The sequence below is a fragment of the Sphingobium sp. GW821-FHT02B05 genome, from assembly GCF_059421905.1.
Genome location: NZ_JBWKVW010000001.1, coordinates 1,154,408 through 1,169,192, shown reverse-complemented (window position 1 = coordinate 1,169,192; position 14,785 = coordinate 1,154,408). Strand labels below are relative to the sequence as shown.

Below are 14,785 nucleotides of genomic sequence, written 5' to 3'. Positions count from 1 at the left end.
CGGGATCATCGGCCCGCCGTCTATGCTCATGGAGATGGATGCATCGTTCTTGGCGCAAAGATCTCGCAACTTCTGCATGGACGCCTGCACGTCACCGCCGCGCGCGATGAGAATATCGCGCTTGCCAATATGGTTGGGCGGACCGACGACACCGCGCTTTTCCAGATCCTCGACCAGCCGCGCCGCGTGGTTATAGCCGATGCGCATCTGGCGCTGGAGCCATGAGGTCGAAGCGTTCTGATGTTCGATGACAAGGGAGAGGGCAGTCTCGAACAACTCCGCATCACTGGCGCTAGGGGCAGGGGCGGGCGTAGAAGGATCAGGCCGACCGTCATGCCCTTGATACATATCCTGCTGGCGGCCGGGGCCGTCTTCCATGCCGAGCGCGGACAGGTAGGTTTCCAGCACCGCCTGCATTTCCTGCCGGTGATGTGGCTCCATTTTGCGCAGCTGGATGATCTGACGCATGATCTTGGCGTCGTACCCGGTGGCCTTCGCCTCCAGATAGACGTCCTTGATATCGTCGTTGATACCCTTCTTCTCTTCCTCCAGCCGCTCGATGCGCTCGATGAAAAGGCGGAGCTGGTCCGCTGCTACGCTACCCTCAGACATGATGTGCTCCGCAAAGTGAAATGATGAAAAAGAACGTTAAGTGAACAAAAGATGGTTAATCTGTTGGAAATGTCCTTGCGGGCTCGCTAGGCGAGATGGCGGCTGGGTCGTAATTCTGCATGAACTCGACGATCCGCTGACCTGTGCGAAGCGTGATCGAACGATCCTTCTTCAATCCGGTCACTAAATTGCTGTCACCGACGGCCAGCCGGCCGAACGTGGAAGGGGGCAACGAGTTCTCGACGCAGAATTCCTCAATGCGTCGGAGCATCTCCGCGTCGGTCAAAAGTGCCTGTTCCATAAATCCTACATAAACGGATAAATCCTACCCTACAAGTTGGAAAGATCATGCTCGAAACAGACCCGCGTTTGTGGGAAAAATCCAACATGAATAATGCTGATTTCCCGCGTGGCAGGGCGCTCTACGAGATGCTGATGGCATTGAAGCCGCCAAAGCTCGCTGAGACGAAGTGGGCCACTGAGTCCGGTCTGAACAAAGCGTTCTTCACCAACATGAAGGGCGGCGATGGAAGCATTCGCAGCGACAATCTGGAGAAGCTCCTGGCCTACATCGGCAAATCTGTCTCCGATCTAACTGGCCCAGCCGTTCGGCCAGCCTCAAACGCCGAGCCTGTCAGATTTGAAGGGCAATCACTGGAGCGTGTCCGGGGGGACTGCCCGGTCTTTGGAACAGCGCTTGGCGCAGAACGAGTGATTGATGGGGAGGCAATCGAACAAACGATGCTGAATTCGGGGGATGTGATTGAGTATCGGAAGCGGCCACCCATCACAAATGGGGTTGAGCGCGTCTATGGTTTGTATGTTCAAGGCTCGTCCATGTATCCCGCGCATCGCGACGGGGCCTTCCTCTTTGCCCAGTATGAAGCGCCGTTGCGCGTCGGCGATGACGTGGTCGTATACCTCCGCCCCGTGGATGAGTCGGACGATGGCAGCACTGCGCGCTGCGTCCTAGTGAAGCGGCTGGTGAAACGCACTGCCCAGCATGTCGAGTTGGAGCAATACACCCCTGCGAAGGTGTTTCGCATTCCGATGTCGGACGTCTTGCGGATAGACCGCGTGTTGACAGCAGACGATTACGCCTAGTCCGCATGTCTTTATTCAACCGCATCTTCCCTAGCCAGCCGCAGAAAAGGCTGATCCGGGCGCTTGGTTCAGTTGATGAAATCTTTGCAGACCAGATCGCTTGGGATCTCTTAAGACGTGATTTGCGCGCGCAAATCTACCGTCCCGCGTATCGCCATGTCGTTCTCGGTCCTAAAGACATCGATGCGACAAACTCTGTGCTCTACGCGGCTATGCGCTTAGGCGCGGAGGAAGCATCGTCTGGTCGCCACCACATTTATCGCGGGACACTGGGCATGATGGGGGTGAGTTATCGCGGCATCGCTTTGGCGGCGTTGAAGGCCTTGGCCGAAAACGGGTTCATGACCCATGAAGATGCAGACCACGAGGCAGCAGTGCTTAGGGACAATGTGCGCAGCGAAGGATAGATCCGAGACAAAACAACGTCGTAGGAATTATAAGTAGGTTAAATCCAACTTCGCGTTGACAGGTAGGAAACATCCAACTAATTCTTCTCCCGTAATCAACGGGAGGCCACATGCTCGCTCTCATCACCGATAACACGCTCCGCGTTCCGGCCGCACCGCCGCTCGCGCCCGTGCTCGACATCGAAGACGACGTCACCGCGCTTGAGCTGGACTGGCTCGCCAACTTCCTCGCTGACGTCCAGTCGTTCACCGACCTGTCCGACCTGTCTGTCGGCGCCAGCTTCGACGACGCATGGCTGCGCCTTGAACGGCTGGCCATCGCACTGGGCATGCCGGAATATCAGCCCGACGGCGTGATCGCCTGGTGCGAGGACTTGCTGCGCCAGCATGGCCACGCGGTACCTGCGCCCGCCGCCCTGACCGTCGGCACCCCTGAATATCGCGCGCGGCATATCTCCATGCTGTGGAACGCCAATCTCTGGCACGAGGCGGTGATGATCTTCTCCGGCGCCGCCGCCATTGGCCTGCTGTTCTACGCGATCGCGAAGGACATCCAGCCGTGGATGTGATCGCCTTCCCCGTCCAGCGTGTGCTCGGTACCGCTGCGCCCGTGTCGCCCGGCCCGATCGTCGGCGATGTCCCGACCCTGCTGGCCCGCGCGCTCGACCGCCTGCTGACCGCCACCGTCGACGCGGATCTGGCGGACGGCCTCGCGCTCTCGATCGGCGCGGCTGGTGCGCGGGAGCAGGCGCTTGAGGCGATGGCCGCCTTTGAGGCCAGCCGCAGCGGCGCGCCGTCGTGACCGCTCGCTTCACCAATCACGGCCGCGATCCGCTCACGACCGCGCCGCAGACGCAATGGCAGGCGCAGCGCACGCGCGGTCCCATCCTGCCGATGGAGCAACCCCGCCGCCCGCGCTGGTGGCAGTTCTGGAAGGCCAGCCGATGATCAACTTTGCCGATATCGCTCTGACGCGCTTCCTCCGCATGCGCCGGCTCATGACAGATCCTGTCGTCACGGTGACGCCGGAGGTTGAGGAGGAGCCGCCTTTCTTCATGGTCTGGCGGCCCACCGGCGACGCGCCTGTTCAGAAGCATTTCGAGCGTGACTATGCCGAGCGGGAGGCTGAGCGGGTCGCTCGCCTCCATCCCGAGAGCGATGTCTTCGTGATGGCTCCCGCCTCGCGGGTTCGAGCGAAGCGTGTTGAGCGTGAGGATTATGCTCGTGCCCATTCGGCTGATTGCATGTGCTCGCGCTGCGATCAGATCCCGTTCTGATGGCTAGCCCCACCATCATCGTCGCAGGCCTCGGCCGGTGCGGATCCTCGCTTGTCATGCAGATGCTCGCCGCCGCCGGCGCGCCGTGCGTCGGCACCTATCCTGATTTCGAGGATGCCGTCTCGGTGCTGCTCGATCCCAAGGACACCGAAGCGCAGCGCAAGTTCTACAACACGTGCAAGGGCAGGGCGGTCAAACTGCTCGATCCTCATCTGAACCGGCCGCCGTTCGGTCTCGACTATCGTTGCATCTTCCTAACCCGCAATCCGCGAGAGCAGGCGAAGAGCATGCTCAAGCTGCTGGGAATGACGAACAACCGGAAGGCTCGCAAAGCCATGGAAGCGTCCGTCCGTGACGACACCGACAGTGCAAGGCTTGCCATGATGAAGATCGGCGACGGGAGGTATCTCAGCATGCCGTTCGAAAACCTGATCCACGATCCTGAGGGAGCCGCCCGCGCCATCGCCGCATGGGTGCAGACCTATCGTGGCCAGCCGCTGGACGTCGAGAAGATGGCGCGATGCGTCCGCCGGCGTCCGGCCACCTGTCTGCCCCACATGCTCGAGTTGGAGCTGATTGCCCATGGCTGACCAGATCAACCGCGCATGGTCGGCTCACTGCCAGTATCCAAACCGCAAACCATTCTATCTGGGCACTGTCATGATGCCGATCCGGTCTACGCAGGCCGAGGTCGATGCTGCATTGCGCGCGCTGTGGAATAGCCTCTCGCCTCATCCGGCCCCGGCGCTTGTCGCGGTCCCCGGCATCGTGGTCTTTCAACCCGAGGAGCCAGCCCATGTCTAACCTCATCGACCAGGCGATGACCTTCGTCACGTCGCCCGCCTACATGGACCTCACGATCCGCCAGCTCGCCATCATCGGCGTGGCGGCCGACGCCGTGGAGCCGCTCCGGGTGAAGGAGATGGCCGCCGCGATCAAGGTGGAGAAGCCCGTTATCACACGCGCGCTGGACCGCATGGAGCGGGACGGGCTGCTGGAGCGCAAGAAGGGCACCGACAAGCGCGATTGCTTCATCCATGTGACGGACGCGGGCAGGGCGTTCCGGGCTTCGATTGGGGAGGCGCGGCATGTCTGACCTCAAGATCGACCCGTTCAAATTCATCGGCAAGCCCGAAGATTGGGGCGTGTTTGGCTCCAGTGAGCACGATGAGCAGTGCGACGCCGAGCGTCGAGCGATATGCCACTATTTCCTTCGCCGTATTGAAAAGGGCGTGAAGCGGCGAGACCGCGAAAACCCGGTGGCTGATGTTATTACCGGCGGCTTCGTCGGCTTCGCTGGGCTGTTCATCTCGTCTGGCGGTGGCCCGGAGGCGATGACGGAGGACATGTTTGAGCGCTTCATCGGCGCCGCAACCTTCGCTTGGTATCAGGCCATGTCGGCGGGATCGCAGGGGAGTGCAGTCCAGTGAGCGACCTCGCCCAGACCATCGCCGCCATCATCGACGCGCCTGCCTGGGGCGAGCGCAACACGATGCATCTGGTCGGCCGCAAGGTGCTGCGCGACTCCGCCCGGATGCGCAAGCAGGACAAGCACCGCCGTGCCGCGTCGATGAAGAAGGCCGTCCGCATCCTCGAAGCGATGGCGGGCCATTTCACCGACGCCGCGCAGATCGCGATGACGTTCGAGGAGCCAGCCGATGTCTGAGCATGTCCGTGTCCGCCGCGACTGGATCGACGTTCGCCACGAGTATCTCCAGAACGATGGCAAGTGGATGACTGGCAAGTGCGCGGAGGCAGGCTTCTGTCGCGAGTGCAACCGTGATGGCGAGCGCCAGCCGATGGCGTTCATAAGCAAGGCGTGGGACGCTGGCGTGGACGAGCTGCACGCCGCGCGCGTCATCATCGCCGCGCACCTCTACATCCCGGTCAAGCTGGCCGACGATGGCGCTGTGCTGCGCACGACCGACTTCCGCCGCCTGTGGATCGCCTTTCATCTGGAGATCCTGCACGGCACGCCGATCGCGGATGCCGACGTGCTGGCGGCGCGGACGATCGGCGATCTGATTTCCCTCGTATCGATGCAGGAGGCGGCATGACCGACGAACCGCATGTTTGCTGGACAGTCAGCACAACCTCGCACCTGCGCAACCTCACGCGGGAAGATCTGAAGGAGGCGACCTATGCCGTCCACTATCAGAATCCGCCGCGTAAGAACGACGACGGCAGCACGACGCTGAGCATGATGTTTCCGGCGCTGGTCGTATCGTTCTATGCGGGCGAGCCGGAGAAGATCGCAAAACGCGTGGCCGAGGTGCTTAATGCGCACTGGGATGGCTGGCGGCCGATCGAGACTGCGCCGACGAACGGGACGACGATCGATGTGTGGCGCGATGGCAGTCGCGAAACCGTCTATTGGGGCTTCCCGCCACACGAGTGCGGGGAAATGGGCCAGTATTGCGACAGCGATTGGCACAGCATCAAAGAGCCGGGCTGGATTTGCTCGACGTTCGGCGAGTTCGTCGGCGGCGAGCATGATCCGTTCACCCACTGGATGCCCGTCTCGGCCGGTCCAGCCGTGGATGAAGCGACATGAGCGCCGCCCTCCCCGAAATTGCCGAGAGGATGCAGCGCGCCATCCTCAATGGACGGGGCATCCGCCTCGAAGCAAACGACCTCGATCTGCTCGTCGCGATCGGCGTCAACGACCTCGTCCAGACCGAAAATGCTAAAATGCTGAGAGAACAATGCGTAACCCGCACGATGAAGAGCCGCTCTATTCCAGGGGGACAACCCGTCTCGGAGGCCCAAAATACTGGCTCGCCCGTGACCGTCGCTCCGACGGCTCGCTCCGCTCCCCCAATCTCTACATCTTCTGGTACGACGGTGACAAAGGACGCCTCCGGTCGCGCTCGACGCGCACTCAGGATGTCGGGAAGGCAGAGGAGCGGCTCGACGCCCTCTTCCTCGAACGCGAGCGGGGACAGCGCATCTGCGACGAATGCGGACAGCTGATTGTCGGCGCACCACCGCACGCCCTCGTTGACGCCATGTCCAACTATCTGATCTCGGTCCGCAAGAAGCCGTCGCTCACCTCCATCAAGGCGCGGCTGGCCCATGTTTCGAACTATCTGATCGAGACAGATAGGCTCGATGTGACGTGCGACCAGGTCAACGAGGAATGGATCGACGATTTCCGCGACTGGGCTTTCGAGGTGCCGGTCGTGTCGACGGCGGGCAAGGTGCTCGGCGATCGCAGCGCAGGGACGGTGGAAGGATCTGTCCGCGCGCTCAGCGCCGCGATCAATCATGCCAACGGCCGGGGCGATACGCCCTATGCAGCCGCGTTTCAGGCAAAGAAGCCGGACGAGGTGAGCGAGACGCCGGCGTACCGCGCCGACATCGGCAAGCTGGCCGAGATGTTCAATTACTGCCTCCGGCCGCCGCGACCAGCCGGAACGAGCGACAAAGCCTATGATCGTCAGCTGGCGTTCCGGGAGGCGCTCCTGCGCTTCCTCCGGGTGAGCGTGGCGACCTGGTGCAGGCCCGACGCTGCCTATGACGTCTCGACCGATCCCGAGCGCCGTCAGTGGTACCCGGACATCCGGGCGCTGGCCCTCAACCAGCGCGGCCGACCGCAGACGAAGAAATACCGGCCGGTCGTACCTGTAGCGATCCAGCTGGTGGAGCACCTGAAGGCGGCGCCGGTCGGCTTCTATGTCGGGCCCAAGTCTATTCGCACTGCATTCGAGGCGATGCAGGACGAGCTGCGCCTGCCGCGTGATGGCGAGACCGGGCAGAAACTGATTCGCCGGTCCATCGCTAAGCTGGCGCGCAGCCGTCTAGGCGAGGCTTTGTGGGTGGAAGGTCAGATGATGCTGGGCCACCGCGTGCACTCGAAAACGTCCGACATCTATGCGGCGTTCGAGGCGGGTTATCTGACCAATGCGCTCGCAGTCACCGAGCAGATTATCGACGAGATCGAGGTGAAGGCTCCTGGGGCCTTTCACCGGAACCACACCGGACTTAAGATCATCCATGGAGGACGAAATGCTTAGAAAAGTTGGTCGGGGAAAGAGGATTCGAACCTCCGGCCCCTGCCTCCCGAAGACAGTGCTCTACCAGGCTGAGCTATTCCCCGACCGATGCCGAAACCGCTTTGTGGGCGGCCCCGTAAGGCAGGAGTGCGCCTATAGAGAGGGGTTTGTGGGCTGGCAAGCGGGCAATGACGTTTTTTTGCAATGATCGCAAAATCATCAGAGCAGCCCTTCCGCGCGGAAGCTGAAACGGGCGTCGCCGGCCTGAATGACATGGTCGGCAAGCTGCATGTCGAGCGGGCGGAGGCGACGAGCGAGGAGACGGGTCAGCATGATGTCGTCCGGGCGGGGCAGGCAGGATATGTGAGCGGCCCGTTGCTGGATCAGCGCCAGCCAGCGGCCGTCCGTCGCCAGCAGCCGGCTGAATGTGCCGCGCCAGTCGGGTTGCAGCGGAATGACGCCGTTCGGTCGCCAGTCCGCATCGAGCAACGCCAGCAGGAAGGTGCTGCGATCCGTCATGGCGGCAGCATGACGGAACGGGCAGGGGACATGCCAGCACAAGCTGGTCCATTATGGTGGAGTGGGCATCGGATGGTCGCGCAAGATTGGCGCAGCGCCGGCGCTGGGCTACAGCCGGCCTATCCAGACTCGCATGCTCAGGAACCTGCCTTGACCGATATGCCTACTTCGTCCGCCCCCCATTATGAGCAGCAATATCTGGACCTGATGCGGCATATCTGGCGCCATGGCGATGAACGGGTCGATCGTACCGGCGTGGGCACGCGGTCGATCCTGGGGGCGACGATGCGATTCTCGCTGGCGGACGATGCGATCCCCCTGCTGACGACCAAGCGCGTCTATTGGAAGGTCGCGGCGCGGGAAATGCTGTGGTTCCTGACCGGCGACACCAATATTCGCGAACTGGTGAAGCAGAATGTGCATATCTGGACCGACTGGCCGCTCGACGCCTATCGCAAGGCGACCGGTGAGGACATCGATCGCGACGCCTTCGAGGCGCGAATCATTGCGGACGATGATTTCGCTCGTCAATGGGGCGATCTGGGTCCGGTCTATGGCGCGCAATGGGTGAACTGGCCGCGTTACGAACCGGCGGGCGACGGCTTGTTTCGCCGCGCGGCGCAGGGGCATAACCAGATTGCCGGGCTGGTGGATGCAATTCGCACCACGCCGGGGTCGCGCCGGCTGCTCTTCACCGGCTGGAATGTGGCCGAAGTCGCGCAGATGGCGCTGCCGCCCTGCCACATGACCTATCAGTTTCAGGTCGCCAACGGGCGCCTCAACGGCCTGTTGTTCCAGCGCAGTTGCGACCTAGGCCTTGGCTTTGCCTTCAACATCTTCGGCCTGTCGATGATGACCCGGATGCTGGCGCAGCAATGCGATCTGGAGCCGGGCGAAGTGGTCTGGCAGGGCGGCGACGTCCATCTCTACCTCAACCACGCCGATCTGGTGGAGGAGCAGATGTCGCGGATTCCGTTCGGCACACCGAAATTGCGGATCAATCGGCGGCCTTCGACTATTTTCGATTATCGCATCGAAGATTTCGAAGTGAGCGATTACGCGCCGCAGGCCCATATTTCCGCGCCGGTCGCTGTCTGAAGGCTGTCGATGAGACAGCGAGTTGGACAGGTGCAACGCATGGCGACGAGGAACAATGGGTAAGGAGGGCTTGCCTTTCGTGGTGTTGTAATTTAATAATTACCGCAAGCAATATTATTGCAATGCACCATAGGAGGCAGGATGAGCGATCCGATCGGATCAGGCGTCACGCAAGGGCAGGCCGGGCGGAATCTTCCGCCGTTGCGCCTGCATGTGCCAGAGCCGCCCGCACGGCCCGGCGAAAGCGCAGACTTCACCCATTTCGACATTCCCGCCGCCGATGCGGCGCCGCGTCCCGACGAAGCGTCGCAGCCCGGCGAAATGCGCGACCTGGCCTATGGGCTGGTCCGCGTGCTGGATGAAGATGGCGCGGCCGTCGGAGCCTGGAACCCCAAGCTGCCGCCTGACACGCTGTTGCGGATGCTGCGCTACATGGCGCTGACCCGTGCGTTCGACGCACGCATGTTCCGCGCCCAGCGGCAGGGCAAGACCAGCTTCTACATGAAGTCCACCGGGGAGGAAGCGGTGTCGATAGGCGCCGCGCTGGCGCTGGCGCGCGATGACATGTGTTTCCCCAGCTATCGCCAGCAGGGCATCCTGCTCGCCCGCGACTGGCCGCTCGTCGACATGATGAACCAGATTTATTCCAACACCGGCGACCGGCTGAAGGGCCGCCAGTTGCCGATCATGTATTCGGCGCGGGAGGCGGGCTTCTTCTCGATTTCCGGCAACCTGACCACTCAATATCCGCAGGCGGTGGGCTGGGCGATGGCAAGCGCGGCGCGGGGCGACACGCGCATCGCGGCGACCTGGTGCGGGGAAGGATCGACGGCGGAGGGCGATTTCCATTCGGCCTGCACCTTTGCCAGCGTCTATCGTGCGCCGGTCATCATGAATGTCGTGAATAATCAGTGGGCTATCAGCAGTTTTTCAGGTTTCGCAGGAGCGGAGGCCACGACCTTCGCCGCGCGCGCCGTGGGCTATGGCATTGCCGGCCTGCGGGTCGATGGCAATGACATCCTGGCCGTCTATGCCGCGACGCGCTGGGCCGCCGACCGGGCACGCGCCAATGGCGGGCCGACGCTGATCGAGCATTTCACCTATCGCGTCGAAGGGCATAGCACGTCGGATGATCCGACGGCCTATCGCTCCGCCGAGGAAAGCAGCCTCTGGCCGCTGGGCGACCCGATCGCGCGGTTGAAGGCGCATTGCATCGCGCTGGGCATCTGGGACGAGGATCGCCACGCCGCGATGGACAGGGAACTGGCCGAACTGGTCCGCGACGCCGCACGCGAGGCGGAGAAGAACGGCATCCTGGGTCATGGCCTGCATCACCCGATGGAATCGATGTTCGAGGATGTGTTCGAAGAGATGCCCCGGCACCTCAAGGAACAGCAGCAGCAGATGCTGGACGAATGGAAGGCGGCAGGCCTGTGAGCGAAGCGATCGAATCAAGGGCTGCGAGCGAAGCGACCGGATCAGAGGCTGCGAGCGATATGACCATGCAGGAAGCGCGCAGCGACGTGCAGCAGATGAACATGATCCAGGCGATCAACAGCGCCATGGACGTCATGATGGATCGCGATCCCACGGTGGTCGTGATGGGCGAGGATGTCGGCTTTTTCGGCGGCGTGTTCCGCGCCACCGCCGGTCTTCAGGCGAAATATGGCAAGAACCGCGTGTTCGACACGCCGATCACCGAATGCGGGATCATCGGCGTGGCGGTGGGCATGGGCGCCTATGGGTTGCGGCCGGTGCCGGAAATCCAGTTTGCCGACTATATCTACCCCGCGCTGGATCAACTCGTGTCGGAAGCGGGGCGGTTGCGCTACCGGTCGGCCGGCGAGTTCATCGCGCCGATGACGGTGCGGTCGCCCTTTGGCGGGGGCATCTTCGGCGGGCAGACGCACAGCCAGTCGCCCGAAGGCATCTTCACCCATTGTTCGGGGATCAAGACGGTGATCCCGTCCACCCCCTATGACGCCAAGGGGCTGCTGATCGCCGCGATCGAGGATAATGATCCGACCATCTTCTTCGAACCCAAGCGCATCTATAACGGCCCGTTCGACGGCCATTATGATACGCCGGCGAAAAGTTGGGCGGGGCATGCGGATGCGCAGGTGCCGGCCGGCTATTATCGCATCCCGCTGGGCAAGGCGCGGATCGCGCGGGAAGGGCAGGCGCTGACCATCCTGTGCTACGGTACGATGGTCCATGTGGTGGAAAATACGGTGGCGGCGCATGGCGTCGATGCCGAGATCATCGACCTGCGCAGCCTGGTGCCACTCGACATCGATACGATCGAGGAATCGGTGCGCAAGACCGGTCGCTGCCTGATCGTGCACGAGGCGACCCGCACTTCCGGCTTTGGAGCCGAATTGCTCGCCCAGGTGCAGGAGCGTTGCTTCTATCATCTCGAAGCGCCGATCGAGCGCGTCACCGGCTTCGACACGCCCTATCCGCACAGTCTGGAATGGGCCTATTTCCCAGGGCCCGTGCGCATCCGCGAAGCTATCAACAAGATCATGAAGGACTGAGCGCCATGGCTCTTTTCACGTTCAAGCTGCCGGATATCGGCGAAGGCATCGCACAGGCCGAAATCGTCGGCTGGCACGTCAAGGCAGGCGACCGGGTCGAGGAAGACCAGCCGATCGCCGACATGATGACCGACAAGGCGACGGTCGAAATGGAAAGCCCCGTCGCGGGCACGATCGTGCGCCTCGCCGGCGAACCGGGCGACCAGGTGTCCATCGGCGCGATGCTGGTGGAGATCGAGGTGGAAGGCGAGGCCCCTGCTGCGCCGCCGCCATCGGTCGAAACGATCGAGGCGGAAGTGCCGGGCGAGGCGGTGGTTGAAGATGTGGCGTCATCATCCGTTCGCCCTGAGCCTGTCGAAGGGCCGGGCCGACCCGAAAATGAGATTGCTTCGCCTTCGGTTCAGCAGCGGGCTTCGACTTCGCTCAGCCCGGACGGGGGGGAGAGGACGCCGGCTGCCCACGCAGAACCCATCCTCGCCTCGCCCGCCGTGCGCGCCCGTGCCAAGGATCTGGGCGTCGATCTGTCGCAGGTGAAGCCTGCCGGCGATCATATCCGCCACGCGGACCTCGACGCCTATCTTCTCTATGGGCAGGGCCAGGGCTATCGCCCGGCCGGACGGTCGGCCAGGCGCGCGGACGAGGCGGTCAAGGTCATTGGCATGCGCCGCCGCATCGCAGAGAATATGGCGGCGTCCAAGCGCGCCATTCCGCACTTCACCTATGTCGAGGAAATCGACGTGACGGCGCTGGAAGCGTTGCGCGAGCAACTGAACGCCCATCGGGGCGACCGTCCGAAGCTCACCATGTTGCCGCTGCTGATCGTGGCGCTGTGCAAGGCGCTGCCGGACTTCCCGATGCTCAACGCGCGCTATGACGACGAAGCGGGCGTGGTGACGCGCCATGGGGCAGTACATCTGGGGTTGGCGACGCAGACCGACGCCGGCCTGATGGTGCCGGTGATCCGCGACGCGCAGGATCGCAATGTGTGGCAGCTGGCAAGCGAAATCCGTCGTCTTGCCGACGCCGCGCGCAGCGGCAAGGCCAGGTCGGAAGAACTGTCCGGCTCCACCCTGACGCTGACGTCGCTGGGGCCGCTGGGCGGCATTGCGACGACGCCGGTCATCAACCGGCCTGAAGTCGCGATCATCGGTCCGAACCGCGTGATCGAACGCCCTGTTTTCGTTACCAACAAGATGGGGGGCAAGGAGGTCGTCGCGGCGAAGTTGATGAACCTGTCTATCAGTTGCGACCATCGCGTCGTCGATGGATGGGACGCGGCCAGCTTCGTGCAGGCCGTGCGCAAGCTGCTGGAGGCGCCGGCCCTCCTGTTCGTGGATTGATTGGAAGGGCAGGCGGGCGGCGCGATGGCGCCCGCTTGCCCGTTCAGCGCATGACCGCGCGATAACTCAGGCGGCCGGCGCGGCCGGGCTGTACCATATCGGGCAATTGCCAGCGTATATGGGTCACATCTTCGGCTACGGCACGGCGCACGCCGCCCAGCGGCGTGGGGAGCCATATCTGGTCCAGCCGTCCCCAATGGTTGCCGCCGTCGACGGACACCATCATGGCCGGGTCGCTCAGGTCCGGGCGGATGCCGCGTGGCACCGGCCGGATAATGGCGGAATCGCGCAGCGCGTGGCTGCCGTCATTGCGCCAGTGGACGATGACGATCAGCGTATCGCCCGGACTGACCCGGTCGGCACTCGCCAATATGCGGCGCGCGCGGCCGTTAATGTCGGTCGACACCCGTTCCACGAACATCTGCGTGTCGAGGCGCATCGCAGGCTGAGCGATCGCCACGCCCGTCATTCCGCCCGTAATGCCGGTCGCCATGCCCGCCGCCCCGGCAAGCCAGGCCAGAAGCCTGCGCGTCATACTCTTCCCCGTTCTTTCGTCCCCTTGGCGCCAGCCTATAGCAACCGAGCGCAAATATTTGGTTAAGCCTTTCTTTTCCTTGCGTGGAGCCATGCCGACGCCCTTTGTAAATTGACGCTTGGCCGTCGGCAGCGCACATCGGGGGTGAACGAAAGGGGAATCGGGCGTGCCATTGACGGAGTTGCAAGAGGTCAACCGGCGTCGCGACCGGCTGCTGGCGTCGATCGCGCTGACATCGGGTATCGGCCTTTTGCTGGCGCTGCCCTTTGCGCTGCGGGCGGGGGCGGAGTTTTTCCTGCCGCTGACGGCCGCGCTGGTCGTCGCCATCGCCCTGGTGCCGCTGCTGGAATGGATGGAGCGGCGCGGCTTGCCGTCGGGACTTGCGGCGCTGATCGCGGTCGTGGGCTTCCTGGTTGTCGCCAACACGGCGCTGGTCCTGATCGTCGTGCCGGCGACCGAATGGTTCGTGATACTGCCGCAGCGCCTGCCGCAGATTCAGGCGAACCTGGCGCCGCTGATCGATTTTTATGCCAATCTTCAGCGCTTCGTGGACGAAACCGTGCAGATGCTGGCGACCGGCCCGGTGGCCGCGGCGCAAACGGCCGCGGTGGAGGCGCCACGGTCCCTGCTGCAATTTGCCGCCACATCGGCGCCCTCTGCGATCATCCAGATGGTGTTCGCGCTGCTCATCATCTATTTCTTCCTCGCCGGCTGGACCCGGCTGCGGCGGCGCACGATCAATAGCCGGGGCAGTTTCGATGGCGCCATGGCGGTCGCGCGGGTGATCCAGAATGTGGTCGATGCGACATCGGCCTATGTCATCACCATCGCCATCATCAACCTGTCGCTGGGGCTGGCCGTGGCGGTTGCCCTATGGCTGATCGGCATGCCTTCGCCCCTGATGTGGGGCGGGATCGTGGCGCTGCTCAATTTCGTGCCCTATTTCGGGCCGATGCTGGCCGCCGTGCTGCTGGCCCTGGGCGGCCTGATGGTGTTCGACGACGTCTATGTCGCACTGTTGCCGGCCGGGTTGCAGGTCGGCTTCCATCTGGTGGAGGCCAATGTCATCACCCCGCTCTTGCTGGGGCGGCGGCTGACGATGAACCCGTTGTTGATTCTCCTGTCGCTGACCTTTTGGGGATGGGTGTGGGGCACGCCCGGCGCGTTGCTGGCGGTGCCGCTGCTGATCATCATCCAGACGGTCGTGTCGGCCGCCGGTACCCCGGATATTGCCGGTTTCCTGTTCGAGCAGGGCACGTTGACCGTGTCGCCGCGCAAAGAAAATGACGAGAAAGAGGAAACTGATGTTGCGGACGGTTGACAGCATCGCAGGACGCTCATAGACGGCGCTTCCACACCAA

General features: G+C 63.0%; 22 protein-coding genes, 1 tRNA gene and 2 pseudogenes. 19 read left to right on the top strand and 6 right to left on the bottom strand.

The window, feature by feature from the left end; genetic code table 11:
• Positions 1 to 90: 90 nt before the first annotated feature.
• The 3 genes and pseudogenes from AC07UX_RS05915 to AC07UX_RS05905 all read right to left on the bottom strand — a co-directional run.
• A pseudogene (locus AC07UX_RS05915) lies at positions 91 to 285 on the bottom strand (DNA translocase FtsK); the annotation flags it as partial.
• Positions 286 to 372: 87 nt separating this feature from the next.
• Positions 373 to 612: pseudogene (locus tag AC07UX_RS05910) on the bottom strand (DUF2312 domain-containing protein); the annotation flags it as partial.
• Positions 613 to 667: 55 nt separating this feature from the next.
• The gene (locus AC07UX_RS05905; protein ID WP_495191018.1) at positions 668 to 913 is read right to left on the bottom strand and encodes a hypothetical protein; all 246 of its coding nucleotides are present in this window, start codon (positions 911 to 913) and stop codon (positions 668 to 670) included.
• 47 nt (positions 914 to 960) lie between these two features.
• Between AC07UX_RS05905 and AC07UX_RS05900 the strand changes: the two genes are divergently transcribed.
• The 14 genes from AC07UX_RS05900 (at position 961) to AC07UX_RS05835 (ending at position 7,416) form a co-directional block, all read left to right on the top strand.
• Positions 961 to 1,716: a S24 family peptidase gene (locus AC07UX_RS05900; RefSeq protein ID WP_495191017.1), complete on the top strand. Its 756-nt coding sequence runs from the start codon at positions 961 to 963 to the stop codon at positions 1,714 to 1,716.
• A 5-nt stretch (positions 1,717 to 1,721) separates the two neighbouring features.
• Positions 1,722 to 2,123, top strand: coding sequence for a hypothetical protein (locus tag AC07UX_RS05895; RefSeq protein WP_495191016.1), 402 nt, complete (start codon positions 1,722 to 1,724; stop codon positions 2,121 to 2,123).
• Positions 2,124 to 2,233: 110 nt separating this feature from the next.
• Positions 2,234 to 2,692, top strand: a complete 459-nt coding sequence (locus AC07UX_RS05890; RefSeq protein WP_495191015.1) for a hypothetical protein — start codon at positions 2,234 to 2,236, stop codon at positions 2,690 to 2,692.
• Positions 2,683 to 2,925 (top strand): hypothetical protein, encoded by a 243-nt coding sequence (locus tag AC07UX_RS05885; protein WP_495191014.1) that lies wholly within the window; start codon positions 2,683 to 2,685, stop codon positions 2,923 to 2,925. The genes AC07UX_RS05890 and AC07UX_RS05885 overlap by 10 nt, the downstream gene beginning before the upstream one ends.
• Positions 2,922 to 3,071 (top strand): hypothetical protein, encoded by a 150-nt coding sequence (locus AC07UX_RS05880; RefSeq protein WP_495191013.1) that lies wholly within the window; start codon positions 2,922 to 2,924, stop codon positions 3,069 to 3,071. Before AC07UX_RS05885 ends, AC07UX_RS05880 begins: the two co-directional genes overlap by 4 nt.
• Positions 3,068 to 3,400, top strand: coding sequence for a hypothetical protein (locus AC07UX_RS05875; protein WP_495191012.1), 333 nt, complete (start codon positions 3,068 to 3,070; stop codon positions 3,398 to 3,400). Before AC07UX_RS05880 ends, AC07UX_RS05875 begins: the two co-directional genes overlap by 4 nt.
• On the top strand, positions 3,400 to 3,990 hold the full coding sequence (locus AC07UX_RS05870) for a sulfotransferase (RefSeq protein WP_495191011.1): 591 nt from the start codon (positions 3,400 to 3,402) through the stop codon (positions 3,988 to 3,990). The genes AC07UX_RS05875 and AC07UX_RS05870 overlap by 1 nt, the downstream gene beginning before the upstream one ends.
• On the top strand, positions 3,983 to 4,204 hold the full coding sequence (locus AC07UX_RS05865) for a hypothetical protein (RefSeq protein ID WP_495191010.1): 222 nt from the start codon (positions 3,983 to 3,985) through the stop codon (positions 4,202 to 4,204). Before AC07UX_RS05870 ends, AC07UX_RS05865 begins: the two co-directional genes overlap by 8 nt.
• Entirely contained in the window at positions 4,197 to 4,496 is a 300-nt protein-coding gene (locus AC07UX_RS05860) for a MarR family transcriptional regulator (RefSeq protein WP_495191009.1), read from the top strand. The genes AC07UX_RS05865 and AC07UX_RS05860 overlap by 8 nt, the downstream gene beginning before the upstream one ends.
• The gene (locus tag AC07UX_RS05855) at positions 4,489 to 4,830 is read left to right on the top strand and encodes a hypothetical protein (protein ID WP_495191008.1); all 342 of its coding nucleotides are present in this window, start codon (positions 4,489 to 4,491) and stop codon (positions 4,828 to 4,830) included. Before AC07UX_RS05860 ends, AC07UX_RS05855 begins: the two co-directional genes overlap by 8 nt.
• Positions 4,827 to 5,066, top strand: coding sequence for a hypothetical protein (locus tag AC07UX_RS05850; protein ID WP_495191007.1), 240 nt, complete (start codon positions 4,827 to 4,829; stop codon positions 5,064 to 5,066). Before AC07UX_RS05855 ends, AC07UX_RS05850 begins: the two co-directional genes overlap by 4 nt.
• The gene (locus AC07UX_RS05845; RefSeq protein ID WP_495191006.1) at positions 5,059 to 5,457 is read left to right on the top strand and encodes a hypothetical protein; all 399 of its coding nucleotides are present in this window, start codon (positions 5,059 to 5,061) and stop codon (positions 5,455 to 5,457) included. The genes AC07UX_RS05850 and AC07UX_RS05845 overlap by 8 nt, the downstream gene beginning before the upstream one ends.
• Entirely contained in the window at positions 5,454 to 5,954 is a 501-nt protein-coding gene (locus tag AC07UX_RS05840; RefSeq protein WP_495191005.1) for a hypothetical protein, read from the top strand. Before AC07UX_RS05845 ends, AC07UX_RS05840 begins: the two co-directional genes overlap by 4 nt.
• 151 nt (positions 5,955 to 6,105) lie before the next feature.
• Positions 6,106 to 7,416 carry a hypothetical protein gene (locus tag AC07UX_RS05835; protein ID WP_495191004.1) on the top strand — a complete coding sequence of 437 codons (1,311 nt, stop codon included), beginning with the start codon at positions 6,106 to 6,108 and terminating at the stop codon, positions 7,414 to 7,416.
• Between the two features lie 6 nt (positions 7,417 to 7,422).
• Here the strand turns inward: AC07UX_RS05835 and AC07UX_RS05830 are convergent.
• Positions 7,423 to 7,499 (bottom strand) — tRNA-Pro (locus tag AC07UX_RS05830).
• 115 nt (positions 7,500 to 7,614) lie between these two features.
• Complete coding sequence (locus tag AC07UX_RS05825) at positions 7,615 to 7,914, bottom strand: JAB domain-containing protein (RefSeq protein ID WP_495191003.1); 300 nt, start codon at positions 7,912 to 7,914, stop codon at positions 7,615 to 7,617.
• A 159-nt stretch (positions 7,915 to 8,073) separates the two neighbouring features.
• Between AC07UX_RS05825 and thyA the strand changes: the two genes are divergently transcribed.
• From thyA to AC07UX_RS05805, 4 genes are all read left to right on the top strand, one after another.
• Positions 8,074 to 9,012, top strand: coding sequence for a thymidylate synthase (thyA, locus tag AC07UX_RS05820; protein WP_495191804.1), 939 nt, complete (start codon positions 8,074 to 8,076; stop codon positions 9,010 to 9,012).
• 141 nt (positions 9,013 to 9,153) lie between these two features.
• Positions 9,154 to 10,449: a 3-methyl-2-oxobutanoate dehydrogenase (2-methylpropanoyl-transferring) subunit alpha gene (locus AC07UX_RS05815; protein ID WP_495191002.1), complete on the top strand. Its 1,296-nt coding sequence runs from the start codon at positions 9,154 to 9,156 to the stop codon at positions 10,447 to 10,449.
• A 95-nt stretch (positions 10,450 to 10,544) separates the two neighbouring features.
• A complete protein-coding gene (locus AC07UX_RS05810; RefSeq protein ID WP_495191803.1) occupies positions 10,545 to 11,549 on the top strand; it encodes an alpha-ketoacid dehydrogenase subunit beta in 1,005 nt (334 codons plus the stop codon).
• Positions 11,550 to 11,554: 5 nt separating this feature from the next.
• Positions 11,555 to 12,889, top strand: a complete 1,335-nt coding sequence (locus AC07UX_RS05805; protein WP_495191001.1) for a dihydrolipoamide acetyltransferase family protein — start codon at positions 11,555 to 11,557, stop codon at positions 12,887 to 12,889.
• Between the two features lie 43 nt (positions 12,890 to 12,932).
• Here the strand turns inward: AC07UX_RS05805 and AC07UX_RS05800 are convergent, their stop codons facing one another.
• On the bottom strand, positions 12,933 to 13,382 hold the full coding sequence (locus AC07UX_RS05800; protein ID WP_495191802.1) for a hypothetical protein: 450 nt from the start codon (positions 13,380 to 13,382) through the stop codon (positions 12,933 to 12,935).
• Positions 13,383 to 13,590: 208 nt separating this feature from the next.
• Here AC07UX_RS05800 and AC07UX_RS05795 point away from each other — a divergent pair, with 208 nt between their 5' ends.
• Positions 13,591 to 14,745: an AI-2E family transporter gene (locus AC07UX_RS05795; protein ID WP_495191000.1), complete on the top strand. Its 1,155-nt coding sequence runs from the start codon at positions 13,591 to 13,593 to the stop codon at positions 14,743 to 14,745.
• The last annotated feature ends 40 nt before the right edge of the window (positions 14,746 to 14,785 follow it).